The 16362-nt window shown below is 53.1% G+C and carries 9 protein-coding genes and 1 riboswitch; of the genes, 5 read left to right on the top strand and 4 right to left on the bottom strand.

The genetic code is table 11. The features are described from left to right. Nucleotides 1-322: 322 nt before the first annotated feature. Nucleotides 323-1114 carry a tyrosine-protein phosphatase gene (locus tag AB4Z33_RS11790; protein WP_442050120.1) on the bottom strand — a complete coding sequence of 264 codons (792 nt, stop codon included), beginning with the start codon at nucleotides 1112-1114 and terminating at the stop codon, nucleotides 323-325. A gap of 517 nt (nucleotides 1115-1631) precedes the next feature. On the opposite strand from AB4Z33_RS11790, the gene AB4Z33_RS11785 reads away from it, so the two are divergent. Together AB4Z33_RS11785 and AB4Z33_RS11780 are read left to right on the top strand one after the other, a co-directional pair. Then, a complete protein-coding gene (locus AB4Z33_RS11785; protein WP_442050119.1) occupies nucleotides 1632-3377 on the top strand; it encodes an ABC transporter ATP-binding protein in 1746 nt (581 codons plus the stop codon). 36 nt (nucleotides 3378-3413) lie between these two features. After that, nucleotides 3414-5441 carry an ABC transporter ATP-binding protein gene (locus tag AB4Z33_RS11780; RefSeq protein WP_442050118.1) on the top strand — a complete coding sequence of 676 codons (2028 nt, stop codon included), beginning with the start codon at nucleotides 3414-3416 and terminating at the stop codon, nucleotides 5439-5441. 329 nt (nucleotides 5442-5770) lie between these two features. Here AB4Z33_RS11780 and AB4Z33_RS11775 read toward each other — a convergent pair whose 3' ends face one another. Further along, a complete protein-coding gene (locus AB4Z33_RS11775; RefSeq protein WP_442050117.1) occupies nucleotides 5771-7486 on the bottom strand; it encodes a methyl-accepting chemotaxis protein in 1716 nt (571 codons plus the stop codon). Between the two features lie 308 nt (nucleotides 7487-7794). Between AB4Z33_RS11775 and AB4Z33_RS11770 the strand changes: the two genes are divergently transcribed. Beyond that, nucleotides 7795-8739 (top strand): hypothetical protein, encoded by a 945-nt coding sequence (locus AB4Z33_RS11770; RefSeq protein WP_442050116.1) that lies wholly within the window; start codon nucleotides 7795-7797, stop codon nucleotides 8737-8739. A gap of 61 nt (nucleotides 8740-8800) precedes the next feature. Here the strand turns inward: AB4Z33_RS11770 and AB4Z33_RS11765 are convergent, their stop codons facing one another. Beyond that, nucleotides 8801-11425: an EAL domain-containing protein gene (locus AB4Z33_RS11765; protein ID WP_442050115.1), complete on the bottom strand. Its 2625-nt coding sequence runs from the start codon at nucleotides 11423-11425 to the stop codon at nucleotides 8801-8803. Nucleotides 11426-11522: 97 nt separating this feature from the next. Further along, a riboswitch (cyclic di-GMP riboswitch) is annotated at nucleotides 11523-11609 on the bottom strand. Between the two features lie 210 nt (nucleotides 11610-11819). After that, nucleotides 11820-12383: an FAD-dependent oxidoreductase gene (locus AB4Z33_RS11760; RefSeq protein WP_442050114.1), complete on the bottom strand. Its 564-nt coding sequence runs from the start codon at nucleotides 12381-12383 to the stop codon at nucleotides 11820-11822. A 254-nt stretch (nucleotides 12384-12637) separates the two neighbouring features. On the opposite strand from AB4Z33_RS11760, the gene AB4Z33_RS11755 reads away from it, so the two are divergent. Beyond that, nucleotides 12638-13081, top strand: coding sequence for a MarR family winged helix-turn-helix transcriptional regulator (locus AB4Z33_RS11755; protein ID WP_442050113.1), 444 nt, complete (start codon nucleotides 12638-12640; stop codon nucleotides 13079-13081). A gap of 39 nt (nucleotides 13082-13120) precedes the next feature. Continuing rightward, nucleotides 13121-16318 carry an MMPL family transporter gene (locus AB4Z33_RS11750; RefSeq protein WP_442050112.1) on the top strand — a complete coding sequence of 1066 codons (3198 nt, stop codon included), beginning with the start codon at nucleotides 13121-13123 and terminating at the stop codon, nucleotides 16316-16318. Nucleotides 16319-16362: the final 44 nt, after the last annotated feature.

The following is a 16362-nucleotide window of genomic DNA, read 5'->3' as shown; positions in this document are numbered from 1 at the left end:
GTTTTGTCACTTTCGATAGACGGAATAAGTTGTTTTTGCCTGTATTTCATACAGTCTAATCGGCCCCAATCGCCTAATAAGCGACTTTTGAGTGGAGAACATACAGTCAAACCGGCATTTTAGCCCTTAGCAGGGTTCCTCTGTCCATTAGACTGTACACAATCCAATCAAACTCTGATATCGTATCGTTTCCGGCCATTTGACTGCACAAAATCCATTCATATCCCCGAATAGGAAATGGACAATCGAAAAAGGACCGCAGCCTCCACTTTACAGTGGAAGCCGGAGGTCCTTAGCGTAAGGATTTTGGGACGACAGCCGACTATTCCAGGCAGCGGTCTTGGAGCGCTGCGCGCTTATCGGCATCGAGGCCGAACTCTTGCTCCAGGAAGCTGTCCGTGTCGCCGTACTTCGTATCGATAGCGCCGAATACGGCTTCCATGAACTCGCGGCGGAGCTGGAACATCGCTGACAAGCGCTCCATTTGCTCTTCGTCGAGAAGCCCGGCCAACTGCTCCTTCATCTTCTCGTTCATCGAGACAAGCGTAACGTTCGAGATCAGGTAGTCTTCAATAATCGTCTCGCGATCGACGCCGAGAGCAAGTAGAATGAAGGCGCTGCCGATGCCGGTACGGTCGCGTCCGGCTGCGCAGTGGTGCAGCAGCCCGAGGCTCTCCGATTCCTGAAGGAGCGACATCAGCTTCTTGAAGGAGACGTTGTCGATGGCCATCTGCACGTACATGTCGGCGAACGTCTCGACGGACATATTACGGAACAGGTCGGACTTCAGCATCTCGCGAATATCGCCTGTATTATGAGGCTGGTTCATCGCAGGAACACGAACGTTAGCTACGTTATCGAAGAGAGGGTCCGGCTTAAGCTCGGCTTCTTTGTCGTCGCGGTAATCGAACACGGTCTTAATGCCAAGCGAAGCGAACAGCTCGCGGTCGCTCTCTGTCATGCCTGTCAGCTCGGCGGAGCGGAAGAGCAGCCCGCGCTTCACCTTGCGTCCGTCATTCGTCTCATATCCGCCCATGTCGCGGAAGTTAAGTACGCCCTGGAAAGGCAGAACTTTTACATCGGAATCGTTAACTTGCTGCGTTGTCGTCGTCATTATATCGTATAAGCTCCCTTCATCTAGACCCGTTTATTTCGTTAACATAACTGGTACGCAACTAGAATACAAGTTGAATGTTAACTTGAAATTATTGTGATGCGAAGGTTTTGTAAAGGGTTAGGAGCTGTAATTTTGTGGTTGACATCGTTTTCAACGGATGGTAAAGTGACAATTAGATTTTATTCGAGAGGAGGGTTACGTTACATGCGGAAATTTATGAGAGCCATTGCAGCAGGAATCATGATTCATCGTTTCAACATGAATAACGTAATCCATCCGCGCGTCATTTCCCTGTAATAAGGGAGTATACCCGTCAATAGGGGCGCAGGGTTACGTTACCGTAACTTTGCGCCTTTTCGTTTGCCGCAATCGGGTTGCGGCAGCCTGTTCGCAGGCTGCCCGCACGTCCCGCGGCGGAAGGAAGAAGCGTGTCGTTGCGGCGGCGCGCTTCTTTTGTTTTTTTCTAAGGGAAGAATGTCGTAAGGATGGATAGCGGAAGGTGTGGTAGAGAAGGATGTTTATTGTACTCAAAAAATTAAAATGGTTTTTCGGCATGAACTGGAAGCGGTATACGCTAGCGATCACGCTCCTCGTTCTGACGGGATTCATCGATGTCATTCCGCCGTGGCTGATCGGTTATACGATTGACGGCATTCACCAAGGCGTACTGGGCRACGCCGACTTCCAGCTTATTGTAGTCAGCTGGATCGCTTTAACGATTATCGGGTATGTCATTACATATGTGTGGCATTATCAATTGTTCGGGGGCGCATTCGTGCTGGAACGATTGCTTCGGTCGAGGTTGATGCGGCATTTCCTGAAGATGACGCCGACGTTMTACGAGCGCAACCGTACGGGCGACCTGATGGCCCGATCGACGAATGACCTTGGCGCGGTGGCGACGACAGCCGGTTTCGGCATCTTGACGCTCGTCGATTCGACGCTGTTCATGATTACGATTCTGATCGTCATGGCCGGCCTTATCAGCGTGAAGCTGACGTTGGCTTCGCTTCTGCCGCTGCCTCTTATGGCGCTGGCGATGAGCTACTTCGGCAAGAAGATTCACGAGCGGTTCATGGACGCGCAGGACGCCTTTGGCGATCTGAATGACCAGGTTCTGGAGTCTGTAGCGGGCGTGCGGGTTATCCGCGCATTCGTACAGGAGGAAGCGAGCGAATCGAGATTCAAAGCGAAGACGAAGGAAGTGCTAGGCAAAAACATCGCAGTCGCCAAGATCGACGCGTTGTTCGAGCCGACGATGAAAGTGCTTGTCGGAACGAGTTACTTGATCGGTTTATGTTACGGCGGTTATCTCGTATTCCATAATGAAATTACGCTTGGCGAGCTTGTCTCGTTTAACGTATTCCTCGGCATGCTCATCTGGCCGATGTTCGCCATCGGCGAGCTTATCAACATTATGCAGCGCGGCAACGCGTCGCTTGATCGTGTCAACGAGACGCTCGGCTATAAGCCGGACGTTCCCGAAGCCGCCGATCCGGTTGCGGTGAAGGAGCCGGAAGGTCTTCAGTTCCGGGATGTTACGTTCCGTTACCCGTCCTCGACAGTCGACAACTTAGCGGACGTGTCGTTCACGCTTCGCCAAGGCCAGACGCTTGGTATTGTCGGTCGGACCGGCAGCGGCAAAACAACGCTGTTGAAGCAGCTGTTGCGCGAGTACCCGCTTGGACAAGGCGATATTACGATCTCGGGCTCATCGATTGGTCATCTGCGCACGCAGGAGTGGCTGCGCTGGGTTGGCTATGTGCCGCAGCAGCCGATTTTGTTCTCGAGAACGGTGAAGGAAAATATTATGTTTGGGAAGAGCGATGCGACGGATGAAGATATGCAGCGTGCTCTGCAACGCGCTTCGTTCGCGAAGGATATTCAGTTCCTTCCGGACGGTCTCCAGACGATGGTAGGCGAGAAGGGCGTTGCGCTGTCCGGCGGGCAGAAGCAGCGGGTCAGCATCGCCAGGGCGCTTATCGCCGATCCGGAAATATTGCTGCTGGACGACGCTTTGTCCGCGGTAGACGCGAAGACGGAAGCGGAAATCATTGACGGCATCCGTACGGAGCGCGTCGGCAAGACAACGCTTATTACGACGCACAGGCTGTCGGCCGTTCAGCATGCGGACTGGATTATCGTCCTCGACGAAGGACGCATCGTACAGGAAGGCACGCATGAACAGTTGCTGGAGAACGGCGGCTGGTATCGCGAGCAATACGATCGCCAGCAGCTGGAAGCTTTTATCGAAGAGTAATAAGTGCAGATTCATAATTTAGGGGCGTGAAGGACAATGAAACAGACAACGGGCAAGAGGTTGTTTCAATACGCCATGCTTTATAAGAAACCGATCCTGCTGGCGCTGCTGCTGCTCGTGCTTGCGGTCAGCGCGGAGCTTGCAGGACCATTCATCGCTAAGCGAATGATTGACCAGAACATTCTCGGCATCGAGAAGAAGTGGCATGAGGTTTCGGCAGAACAGCCGTATGCGGTTCTTTATAAAGATAAATGGTATAAGCGCGAGGATCACTTCGCTGCGGATGAGCAGAAGGGCGCAGAGGTTCGCGTGCTTCAATCGGTGCGCCAGTTCTATTGGCTGGAAGAGCCGCTGAAGTTCGAGGACGGCAAGCGTGTCGTCACGGACGGCACGATGACCATAACGAGCAAGGAAACAGGCGAGCAAGCGAGCTATCCCGTGACCAAGCTCTCGTCCTCGGAGCTGTATAGCTTCTATAAGCCGGAATTTCCGGCTTTGCTGACAATGGCGGCGCTGTACTTCGGCTTGCTGCTGCTTGTGGCTGTGTTCACGTACGGCCAGCGGCTGATGCTGCAGACGTCGGCGAACAAGATCGTCCGCCGGATGCGGAACGACATTTTCGCGCATACGCAGCGGCTGCCGGTTAACTATTACGACAATTTATCGGCGGGTCAGGTCGTCTCGCGCATCACGAATGATACCGAGGCGATCCGCGAGCTGTACGTCGCGGTGCTGGCAAACTTTTTTACGGGCATTATTTATATGGCGGCGATCTACGGGGCATTGTTCCTGCTCGATGCAAGACTGGCGCTCATTTCGCTGCCGCTAGTGCCGATCCTTATCGTATGGATTATCGTCTACCGCAAGTTCGCGGCGCGTTATAACCGCATTATCCGCTCCAAGCTGAGCGAGATTAACGGCATGCTTAACGAGTCGATTCAAGGGATGCCGATCATTCAAGCATTCCGTCGCCAAGAGGAGACGAACAAGGAGTTCGAGTCGCTTAATGAGCATTATTACAAGTATCAGAACAAGCTGCTCAGCTTGAACTCCATTACATCCCATAACCTCGTTAACGTCGTGCGGAACATTTTGTTCCTCATTGTCATCTGGCTATTCTGGGGAGATTGGTTCGGCACGGCTGTATCGGTAGGCGTTCTGTACGCCTTCGTCGATTACATGAACCGGATGTTCGCGCCGATTGTCGGTATCGTGAACCAGCTGTCCAACCTAGAGACAGCGCGCGTATCGGCAGAGAGGGTGTTCCTGCTCATGGACGAGGAAGGCATCGACGTCGTGCCTGGCACGATGGATCGTTACAAGGGCGATGTGCAGTTCGAGCGCGTCTCGTTCGCTTACAAGAAAGGCGAATACGTGCTGAAGAACATTGATTTCCATGCGAAGCAGGGCGAGACGGTCGCGCTTGTCGGTCATACCGGCTCGGGCAAAAGCTCGATCTTGAATCTGCTGTTCCGCTTCTACGATATTAATGAGGGCCGTATCGTCGTGGACGGCAAGGAGGTTCGCGATATACCGAAGCAGCTGCTGCGCCAGCATATGGGCATCGTGCTGCAGGATCCGTTCCTGTTCACCGGAACGATCGCCTCGAACGTCAGCTTGGATAACCCGGCGATCAGCAGGGAGAAGGTCGAGCAATCGCTGCGCGATGTCGGCGCCTACGAAATGTTCAGCGTGCTGCCGGGCGGTATTGACGCGCCGGTTATCGAGAAGGGCAGCACGCTGTCGGCCGGTCAGCGGCAATTGATCTCGTTCGCGCGGGCGCTCGCATACGATCCCGCGATTCTGATCTTGGACGAGGCGACGGCGAGTATCGATACGGAGACCGAGGCGATCATTCAAGAGGCGCTCGATGTGCTTAAGAAGGGGCGAACGACGTTCGTTATCGCGCATCGGCTGTCGACGATTCGCGCGGCCGATCAGATTCTTGTGCTCGACCGCGGCGAGATCGTCGAGCGCGGCAATCACGAGCAGTTGATGGAGCATCGCGGCAAATATTACGCGATGTATCAGCTGCAGCAGGGCGGCGCGACGCAGCCGGCATAAGGCGGTTTGAAGCCTGCCTGCTCCATGCCGGGGCGGGGAATAGTGAAGGATCTCATGAAATAGTGAGTTAAATCTCACTATATAGTGGTGATATTGGCTGTTTGCGGAGATTAGTGAGGCAAACCTCATTAGCCGTGAAGCTGACTTCATGGGCAGTGAGCTTTGCCTCATTATTTGGCGGAGCGCGGTATCATTCAGCGTAATTAGTGAGTTTGTTTGGGTTCATAGATAGTGAAGTAGACCATATAAGCGAAGAAGGCTAGCTTCTCCATTAGGAGAGGCTAGCCTTCTTTATATATAAGGAGGAGGGGTTAGCGTGATCTGATAAATTAGGTTTTGAAGCGTCCGATCGTTTCATTCAGCGTGTTCGCCAGATTGCGAAGCTGCTCGGATGAGCTTGCGACCTCTTGCATCGAGGCGAGCTGCTCTTCGGAAGCGGCTGCTACGCGCTGCGCGTTATCTGCCGATGTAGCTGCAATGCCTTCGAGCTGGTCAAGCGAAGCGGCGATCTGTTCGCTGCCGGCCGACATCTGCTCGGAAGCGGCGGATACCTCTTGCACTTGGCTGGATACATCGCGTATCGACGTAACGATGGCGCGGAACGATTCGCCTGCCTTCGCGCTCACGATTGATCCTTCTCGGGCTGCGACTGCCGATTTCTCCATCGTCAGCACCGCATGCGACGTACCGCTGCCGATGCTGTGCAGAATCGCGCCAATCTGCTCCGATGATTCCTTCGAACGTTCGGCCAGCTTGCGAATTTCATGAGCAACAACGGCGAACCCTTTGCCGTGCTCGCCGGCACGCGCTGCCTCGATCGATGCGTTAAGCGCCAGCAAATTCGTCTGATTCGCGACATCGCCGATCATCGCGAGGATGCCGCCGATCTTATCGCTTTGCTCCTTCAACTCGTGAAGCGTAGCGACGGTTGTCGATACATGCTCTTCAATCTCGTGCATCTGTTGCAGGGTAGAATCAATGACACTCTCGCCTTCCGAAGCAAGCTGACTTGTATCTGCGGCTAGCTCGGATACGGAAGAGGTTGATTCCGCAATACGTTGTATGCCGACGGTCATCTCCGTCATCGCACGCTGACATTCTTGGAAGCTTTGCAACTGCGTATCTGAACCAACGGCTACCTCTTGAATCGCTTCTGTCACATCTTGCGTTGCTTGCGAGGTCTGCTCCGCGCTCTGCTGCATGTTGGCCGCAGCGCCCGCAACCTCGCCTGAAGTTGTGCTAATGTTACCTGCCAGCTCGCGCAGGCTTGCGATCATTGCGTTAAACGAGGTTCCTACTTGAGAAATTTCGTTTTGCCCTTTAACCGCAACGGCAAGCGTAAGATCGCCCTGAGCGGCTAACGCCGATACTTCTGCCAGCCTCTTGAGAGGCTTAAGCACCAAACGGATAAGTACGACAGCTATTAGAATAGCGATGACTGAGAATATTGCAGCAATGATAATGCTTTTCCATAATAGCTCGCTAAGCTTGGCGTTAATGAAAGCATAGTCGATATCAACTCCGAACATGCCTACTACTTGACCATCTTTAGATTGAAGCTCAGTCATTAAGGTGACCCATTGCCCGATCTGGTCCTCATAAACCTTGGAAACCGCAAATCCGTCTGCCGATGCTTCGGTGAACGTTGGCTGCAAAATCTCCGGAATCTCATAGGTGTCGCCGGGAGCAAAACCGGCAGCATGAAGCGCATCGTTGCTTTGCATAACGGTCGCGATCTTCTTCCCGTCTTGTTCAGTTACTTCGGGCATGTATATATAAGCATTCGCCACTAATTCGTTCTTTATCATCGTGTCCAGCAGTTGCTTAAGCTGTTGAAAAACATCGCCCTCCGTATCGCCGCCAGCCTTAATCTCCTCGTAGCCTCGGCCCAGCAAGAAGTAACTGGCTTCCATCTGGGCACCGAGTGTTTCACCGGTACGATTAATCTCCTGCGTAAAGGCGTTTTTTTGGCTGTTATAGGATAACGTCTCCGTAACTCCGATAACGACAATTAATAATAAAGCTAACACAATTGAACTTGCCACTACTAAACTTCTGTTGAACGCACGAAACATCCCATCACTCTCCAAAACATTGATTATGATGAATATCGTCGATTTATGTCGGATTATGTAGGTGGTAATTTGTGGAATCGACAATTCTAGTTGTATTTTCTGCAATAAGCATAACAATGGGATATTAGAAAAATGCGAGAATCAATGTTAGAAAAGTGTTGAATATATAAGCTTCCGAGCGGAATTCAGCTAACTTTCAGTCGGCTTTAAAGGACAATTAAGGAAGTGAGAGTAGGATGTTCCTGTAACAACATTATCGATGAGAGGTGGAATTACGAATGCTTCAATTGAAACCGAAAGCAAAAGCGATAACGGCAGGAGCCATCGCGCTTACTTTGACACTGGGAGGCGGCGTGCTTTGGAGCAGTCAATATGTGAATGCTGCCTCGTCTGACGTTGCTCAGACCGATTCTGACCAAACCGGCAAAGCGGCCGACGGTGCAGAGAAGAAGGGCAGGGGCGGGCAATTCGGCGGACATGGCCTCGGAAACATACAAGAACAGCTTCTCGCGTACTTGGCTATTGATGAAGCAGCGTTGAAGACACAGCTTAAGACGAGCACGCTCAGCGAAATCGCAGTGGCGCAGGGCAAAACTCGCGAAGAGTTGAAAGCGAAGCTAATCGAATGGCTGGAGGCGGAGCGTGCGAGCGCCCCGGCCGCATCTGCGGACACCGATAAGCTGAAGGACGGACAAGCAGAGAAGACGAAACCAACCGCTGCCGAGCAGGCGGAGAAGCTGCTTGATTCCAAAGGCGGCGGACAGGGGCTAGGCAAGCATGACGGTCGCGGCGGGAAGGGCTTTGGAGGCGGAGGGCTTGAAGCGGTAGCTGCAGCGCTAGGCCTAGGAGCGGACGAGCTTAAAGAAGCACTGGATGGCGGGAAAACGATTGCGGCACTTGCTGCCGAGAAAGGCATAGCCGTACAAACCGTTATTGATGCGCACATAACCGAAGTGAAAGCCAAGCTCGCCGAGAAGCTTGCGGCGGGAGAGTTGACGCAGGAGCAGTATGACGAGAAGCTTGCAACCTTGGCTGAGCATGCTGAGAAGCTTGTAAACGGCGAGCTTCAAGGGCGCGCTCAAGATGGCGGCAAAGGTCCGCGCGGGGAGCGTCCTAACGGAGCGCGAGGTACGAAGGAAGGTGACAAGCCGGCAGCGGAGAACGGGGCACAGGCAAGCGAAAGCGAATCGGCATCTCAAGCCGAAACCGGAGCAAGCGCTTAAGACGAACAATGGCAGTACAGGAGGCTAATCCTGTACTGCCATTCGTTGTTTATGCAGTGCTTTATGCTGCACTGCCGGCCAGCAGCGCTTCGAACTGATGGGCCGGAAGCGGCTTGCTGAATAAGTAGCCTTGCAGTTCATCGCACTTCAGCTCCTTGCAAAATTGCGACTCGTCATCGGTTTCAACACCTTCTGCCACGACCCTCATATCCATACTGTGCACAAGCTCGATAATAGCCCGAACGATCGAGGACTTCTTCTCGTCGGTCGTAATGCCTTGAATGAACGAGCGGTCAAGCTTCACATCGGAGATCGGCAGCCTTTGCAGCTGATTAAGCGTTGAGTAGCCGGTGCCGAAGTCGTCCATCGAGATTAAGATGCCGAGCTTGCGCAAATACTGGATCGTTTCAATGACTTGCTCCATATTACGCATGAAGACGCCCTCCGTAATTTCAATGCTGACGTATTCCGGCGATAATTGCGTATCTTCTAACGCGGATACGATCATTTCGATTAAGTTTCCTTGGAAAAAATGTCTGCCCGAGATGTTAACCGATACGCATATCGGAGGTAATCCCGCATCCTGCCACGCTTTGTTCTGGCGGCAAGCCTCGCGGAACACCCATCGGTCAATTTCTAATATGAAGCCCGCCTGCTCGGCAAGCGGAATGAACTTATCTGGCGGAATAAGGCCCAGCTCGGGATGCTGCCAGCGGATAAGCGCTTCTATGCCGCATAACTTCCCTGTCGAGGCGCTCATTTTCGGCTGATAGTGTAAGGAGAATTGGTTCGTTTGCAGCGCATTGTAGAGTCCGTTCTCCAAGTGCATCTTCTCTGTCATGACCGAGGCCAGCTTCGGCTTGTAGAAGCGGTAGCAGCCGTCGCCCTCTTCCTTGGCGCTGTACATGGCGATATCCGCGTTGCTAATAACGGTGTCGATATCTTCACCGTCGAGCGGATATAGACTAATGCCAATGCTGATTGTTAAGTAAAGCGGCATGCCGTCGATATCGAAAGGCTTGGAGAATGCTTCGCCGATCTGTTCCGCCATGTCGTGCACCTCCGCAACGTCGGTATATGAGCCGGCGAAGACGAATTCATCGCCACCGAGACGGAATACATCGAAGCTCGTTGCAGTCTCTGCGAAGCGGCTGGCAGCCTGCTTCAGGAGTCTATCGCCGGTTGCATGGCCAAGCGTATCGTTTACTTGCTTGAAGCGATTAATATCGGCGAACATAACAGCAATCTTATGCTCATTACCGGCATGTATCGTAATCATGTCTTGAATATGCTTCGTAAAGTGAAGCCGATTCGGCAAACCTGTCAGCATGTCGTAATAAGCGAGGCGATGAAGTTTCTCCTCCGATTGCCCAAGCATATACGCTTGAGCTTGCAGGCGCTCGCTGTTTTTCTGCGTCTCACCGAACATGTGGACGAGATTGACCGCCATTTGCTTGAAGTTGCTAATTAAGGCATGGATCTCGAAAATATTGCTGGACGGCCATTCGATCAGGTCTTCCTGCTTTAGGCGGCTCGGCAGATTGTTCGTCGCTTCGGCTAGTCGCTTCAAGCTTCTGCCTAGCCAGCGGTTAATGAAGAACGCAACAAGTGCGGCGAATAAGGCGAGTGTAATCAAATAAATGAAATGCGTGATGTATTTATTAAAAAGATAGTATTGATAGTTATGTAAAGGAATATCGATATGGATCATGAGGCCCGTATCATGGATGGGCGAGGCGTAACGGAACTTGCCTTCATGCCAAGTCGAGATATGGAGCGGATGCTCTTTAAGTACAGGAATAAGCAATTGAAGGTTGTTGCTTAGCGCTTTGTTAATCCGGTAGCTTGAGGTGTCATTACGGATGCTGCCGTTCCAAGGGATGACAGTGCCGCTTCCATCTGTAATGGTAATGGTGTATAGAGTGGACGAATGCTTGGCAATCAGCGATTGCAGGTATGCAAGCGTGGCCTCGGACTTATTGTCGTCATATCGAATCCTGCTCTCCATATATTCTCTTCCGATCATCGAAGCTACGTTGCTGGAAAGCTGCTCGGCGTGGCGGCTGGCTTCCTTGAAGGAGCCCGTGCTGCTAATGTAAATATTCAATAGAAACGGCAGTATAACGCACACGATCGAGAAATGAAACATGACGCGGTTGAGGGAGCTGGATCTGCGCCAATTGCGAGCGATGCCGGACCACTTTGAGAGCGGCAAATATTGCAGGGCAATATCGGCACACAGCGCGTTCAGCAGTCCGTTGATCGCCACAATCGACGTAACGAGCATCAGATCGGTCCCCATAGCGTTATATTGACCAACATGCGTAATATACGTTAGTGGGGCAGCGATAAGCAGCCAAAAGGCAGCGTCGCAGACGAACAGATGACTCGGGAACTTGCGAACGAGCAGACCGACAATGGCAATTTCCAGCAGTCCGATGTTATGGAATAGAGATTGATCCATAAGCTGAGTCCCAATCGTATGCACGACTGCGGCGGCCAGCAATCCGAGCCAGAACCCGAACAAGCGAAGTCCGACTAACAGGAATACGCTTGTAAAGGTGAATGTTATGCCATATAGAAAGGGATAGCCAAGTCTCTCGCTGATTAAAGCGAGCAGCGTGCATAGTAGAAAGGACAGGGCGATGATCCATCGATTACGCTTCGGTTGCTGTACAGTACTCAATTCGGGCCTCCTGGTAATATGTCAATGGAACGATTACGGTTGGATTTGACAATAAAAAAAGGATGCCAAACGGCACCCTCCTGCGGTCACGAATCATTAGGGTAACCCGGCGATCATGGCGTCATTACGCTGTAGACCCGTAGCTTTGCGTCCTATGCTTTCGCATAGTTTGCCCTTTGCCTATTCGGCTTTTCACCTAATATTCGACAATTTATTCTAAATTCCTTCTTTTTTTGAAGTATAGGAATATAGTTTCACACTATACCTCATGCCTATACTTCACCGGAATGAAACGCGCCTCGCCACCAAGGATGGCACAGAACCGAGCTGCGCAAAGACGCAGCTAACGGTTCGTGCGTAGCGACAGCCTTTTCACCTTGCGCAAACTTGAAAACTAAGCTTTCAGTACGTCGTGATCGACATAACGCTCGCCATTCATTTCGCTAATGATGTTGATAGCAGCTTTGGCGCCGTCGCCGGCCGTAATGATCGCATGAACGCTTACGCCTGCTACCGTTCCAGCGGCCCAGATTCCGGGAATGTTCGTTTTGCCGCTTGGATCGACAGCGACTACCGTCTTGATGCGCGGCTCAGTACCCGCTTTTGTCTGAACGCCGATATGCTCGGCAAGGTCAGTTGCGGCTCCGGTAGCGAGCAGGACATGCTTTGCCTCGTAAGCTCCGCCATCGGATTCAATCATGAAGCCGCCTTCGATGACAGTAATGTTCTGAACGGTTTCCTCCTTAATCTCGGTGCCGAATTTGAGCGCCTGCTTCTTGCCTGTCTCGATGAGATCGGGACCGCCGATTTCGACAACGCCGTAATGGTTCTCGAACCATGCGCGTTTCGTCATCCCTTTGTTATTTTCGAACATGACTGTCTTTTTGCCTGCCTTCGCGCTAAAGATCGCTGCGCTTGCTCCTGCGGGTCCAGCTCCGATAATTGCAATATCGTACACGCGTCCAACCTCCAAATGTATTTATTTCGTTCCTCTTTCGTTTTCGCCAATATTATATAAATGTTCCGCGGCAAAAATCAATCGGACAATTCTAGCCCGTTCACGATATGTTCATTATTGACGCGTTGCATTCGAACCGCGTCTTTGATATAGTTCGAATATCGAATAGTTCTACAGTAGAATTAGTTTGTCCGAGTCATTGAAGTCATTAGTGTTCGGACCATTACGACAGAGAAGGAGGATCTGATGCGGGAATGGATCTCAAACTATCCAAAGAAATTATACATCGCTACGAGGCTGCCCACTTCTTGGTTAACCGCCGATTAAACGCTTTGATACGCGAGCTGATGCCGGAAGAGCTGACGATCGACCAGTTCTCGACGCTGCGATATTTGCATAGCCAGGGGCGGAGCACGTCCTCGGAGCTGGCTGATATTTTCTGCGTGGGCAAAAGCTCGATTACGGCCATTATTAATCGCCTTTTCGACAAGAATCTGATTTATCGTCTGCCTGATGAGAAGGATCGGCGCGTCACGTATTTAGCGCTGACAAAGGAGGGAAAGCAGCTTTTTGACGAGATGGATGTAAAGATGTATGAGCTGCTGCTAAAGTATATCAGCCCGTTCGACGAGCAGGAAGCGATCACGTTCATTCAGACGTTCGAGAAGCTCGCTCATGAACTAGGCAAACCACAATAAGGCTATGAAGCGTAATCGTGAAGGGAGAGCAGAGAGAGAATGAGAGTCATACTGAAGCTGAAGTGGTTAGTGCTTGTATTATGGATTGCGGTGGCAGCAGGGCTGATGATTACCGCGCCGGCAATGGGGGAGCTTGTACGGACCAAAGGACAGATCGGCGTGCCGGAAGGTTACTCCTCGCATATCGCTAGCGAGCTCGTGAAGGAAGTGGGAGGCGACGATGGCGCAAGCGGCATGGCGACCGTGCTCGTCTTCCATAAGGAAGGCGGCTTATCGGAAAGCGACCTAGCCGAAGTGAAGGGCGGCGTTGATAAGCTGAAGGCTGAAGGCGAGGCCATCGGCGTCACGTCGGTTACAAGCCACTTCGATACGCCTGAGCTGAAACCGCAGATGGTGTCCGAGGACGGCAGCACCGTTCTGACGCTTTTGAGCGTCGAGGCCGGCGACCGGGAGCTGGTCGAGCTGAAGGACGGTCTGTATGAGTCGCTGTCCGATATCGGCATTGAGCATTATTATACCGGCAACTGGATTATCTCCGAGGATGTTGTGCAGAGCTCGCAGGAAGGGCTTAAGAAGACGGAGCTTATTACGGTCGGATTCATACTTATCATCTTGTTCATCGTCTTCCGTTCGGCGGTTGCGCCGATTGTGCCGCTGCTGGCGGTGGGCTTTACTTACCTCACCTCACAGTCGATAGTCGCATTCCTCGTGAAGTATGCCGACTTTCCGCTATCGAACTTTACGCAAATTTTCCTCGTTGCCGTCTTGTTCGGCATAGGCACGGACTATTGCATTCTGTTGATCAGCCGATTCAAGGAAGAGCTAGCCCATCGCGGCGACATTACGGAAGCGATCGTTCATACGTATCGCACGGCAGGCAGAACGGTGTTGTTCTCCGGGCTTGCGGTGCTGGTCGGCTTCGCGTCAATCGGCTTCTCGACGTTTATGCTGTATCGTTCGGCCGTTGCGGTCGCTGTTGGCGTAGCGGTGCTGCTCATTGCGCTGTTCACCATCGTCCCGTTCTTTATGGCTGTGTTGGGCAAGGCGCTGTTCTGGCCGGCGAAGGGCTCATTGGAGCATAAGCCGAGCAAGCTATGGGGCGCTGTCGGCAGCTTCTCGCTGAAGAAGCCGGTATGGGCGCTTGTGATATTGGCGGTTATTGTTGTACCGTTCCTCACCGCTTATAAGGGCTCTATCTCATTCAATTCGCTTGACGAGATCGGCGACAAATACGATTCCGTTAAAGCATTCAATATTATTGCGGAAGGGTTCGGACCAGGCGAATCGTTGCCAACGACGGTCGTCGTGAAGACCGATCAGCCGCTGGATACGCCGGAGGGACTGGCAGCGCTGGAGCAGGCGAGCCGCGAGCTGGCGAAGGCCGAAGGCGTGAAGGCGGTTCGCAGCGCCACGCGGCCGATGGGCGAGGCGATGGAGCAATTCCTCGTCGCCGACCAGGTCGGTACGCTCGAGGATGGACTTGGACAGAGCGGCGAAGGACTCGGCAAGATCGGCAGCGGCTTGTCCGAGGCGAGCAGCGCGCTGAACGAGAATGCGCCGAAGCTGGCCGAAGCGGTCGACGGTGCTGGAGAACTCGTCTCCGGCACGAATGAGCTGAAGACGGGCGTCGAGCAGCTTGGCGCTGGTCTGAGCAAGATCGAGCAAGGGCTGCTGGACGGCTCGGCCGGAGCGAAGGAGTTAACCGCTGGGCTTGAGCAGGCGCATGCCAGCGCGGTTCAATTGGCTGCTGCGAGCACGGAGCTTGCGGGCAGCTATGAGCAGCTTGGCGGCGGTCTGGATCAGTTGACCGGCGCTTATAGCGCAGTCGCCGCTGAGCAGGCGAAGCTGGCGGAAGGGCTGGCCGGCGTGCAGCAAGGCTTAAGCGGGCTGACGGACAACTATCCTGGACTGGCGGAAGATGCCGCATTCCAGGAGGCGCTTGGCGCGCTCGCCCAGCTGCAGCAAAGCGCTGCCGGCGTTCACGCCCAGCTTGCGCAGATGAACGCGCAGCTTGGCGCAATCAATACCGGCATGAAGCAGGCGAATGCTGGGTTCACGCAAGCCTCGCAAGGCCAATCCGCGCTTGCAGGCGGACTTGAACGATTGGCAGCCGGCATTGCCGAGCTGCAGAAGGGCATTGAGCAGGCAGCGGCAGGCCAGGGGCAGATCGTTTCCAAGCTGCCGGGCGTAACGCAGGGTCTTGGTCAACTGTCAGAAGGGCAGAAGGAGCTGCAGTCGGGCTTCGCGGCGCTTGGTGATCAGCTCGGCGAGCTGACGAGCGGACTCGACGATAGTGTCAGCGGACTTACGCAAGTGACGGATGGCCTGCAGTCGGCTGGCGGTTACTTGAATGGTTTGGCAGATTCGCCGAATAAACAAATGACGGGCTGGTATATTCCCGAAGAAGCGATTGCGAACGAAGAGTTCCAAACGGCACTTAATGTGTATATGTCCGAGGATCGCCATACGGCTAAGTTCGATGTCGTATTCCGTACGAATCCTTACGAGCAAGATACAATGGCTGAAGTTCCTTCGCTGGAAGCAGCCGTGGAACGGGCTCTGCAAGGCACGGCGTATAGCGATGCCGAGATTGCAATCGGCGGCGTGACGAGCATGAACCACGATCTGAGCAATATATCGTCGGCCGATTATTCGAAGACGGTTGTGCTCATGCTGATCGGCATAGCGATCATTCTGATCGTGCTGTTCCGTTCAATCATTATGCCGCTCTATATGATCGCCTCGCTGCTCGTTACGTTCTACACTTCGATGGCGATTACGGAAGTTATATTCGTACGTTTGCTTGGTTACTCGGGCGTCAGCTGGGCCGTGCCGTTCTTCGGCTTCGTCATGCTGGTGGCGCTCGGCATCGACTACAGCATCTTCTTAATGGATCGATTCAAGGAATATCGCCACCTGTCGCCTTCCGAGGCGATCCTTGAAGCGATGAAAAATATGGGTACCGTCATTATGTCCGCAGCCGTCATTCTCGGCGGCACGTTCGCGGCGATGCTTCCATCGGGAGTCATGTCGCTGCTGCAAATCGCAACGATCGTCCTGTGCGGGTTGTTCTTGTATGCGATGGTTATGCTGCCGTTGTTCATACCGGTCATGGTTCGCATGTTCGGCCCAGCCAACTGGTGGCCGTTCATGGGACGCGAGCGTGATGCCGACTCCGGCGCTTCCATCGGTTCGCACGGTCAGCGAGCTCGCATTGCCTCGCATGACCCGAAGTAAGTCAGATGTTTGTTGATAAATGAAAGAGGCCGTCCCAATAGCCA

Origin of the sequence: Paenibacillus sp. 2TAB19, from assembly GCF_052115185.1 — a bacterium.
Taxonomy (GTDB): Bacteria; Bacillota; Bacilli; order Paenibacillales; family Paenibacillaceae; genus Pristimantibacillus.
Note: the sequence above shows the minus strand (reverse complement) of the source record. Positions and strands in the feature narration are given on the sequence as shown.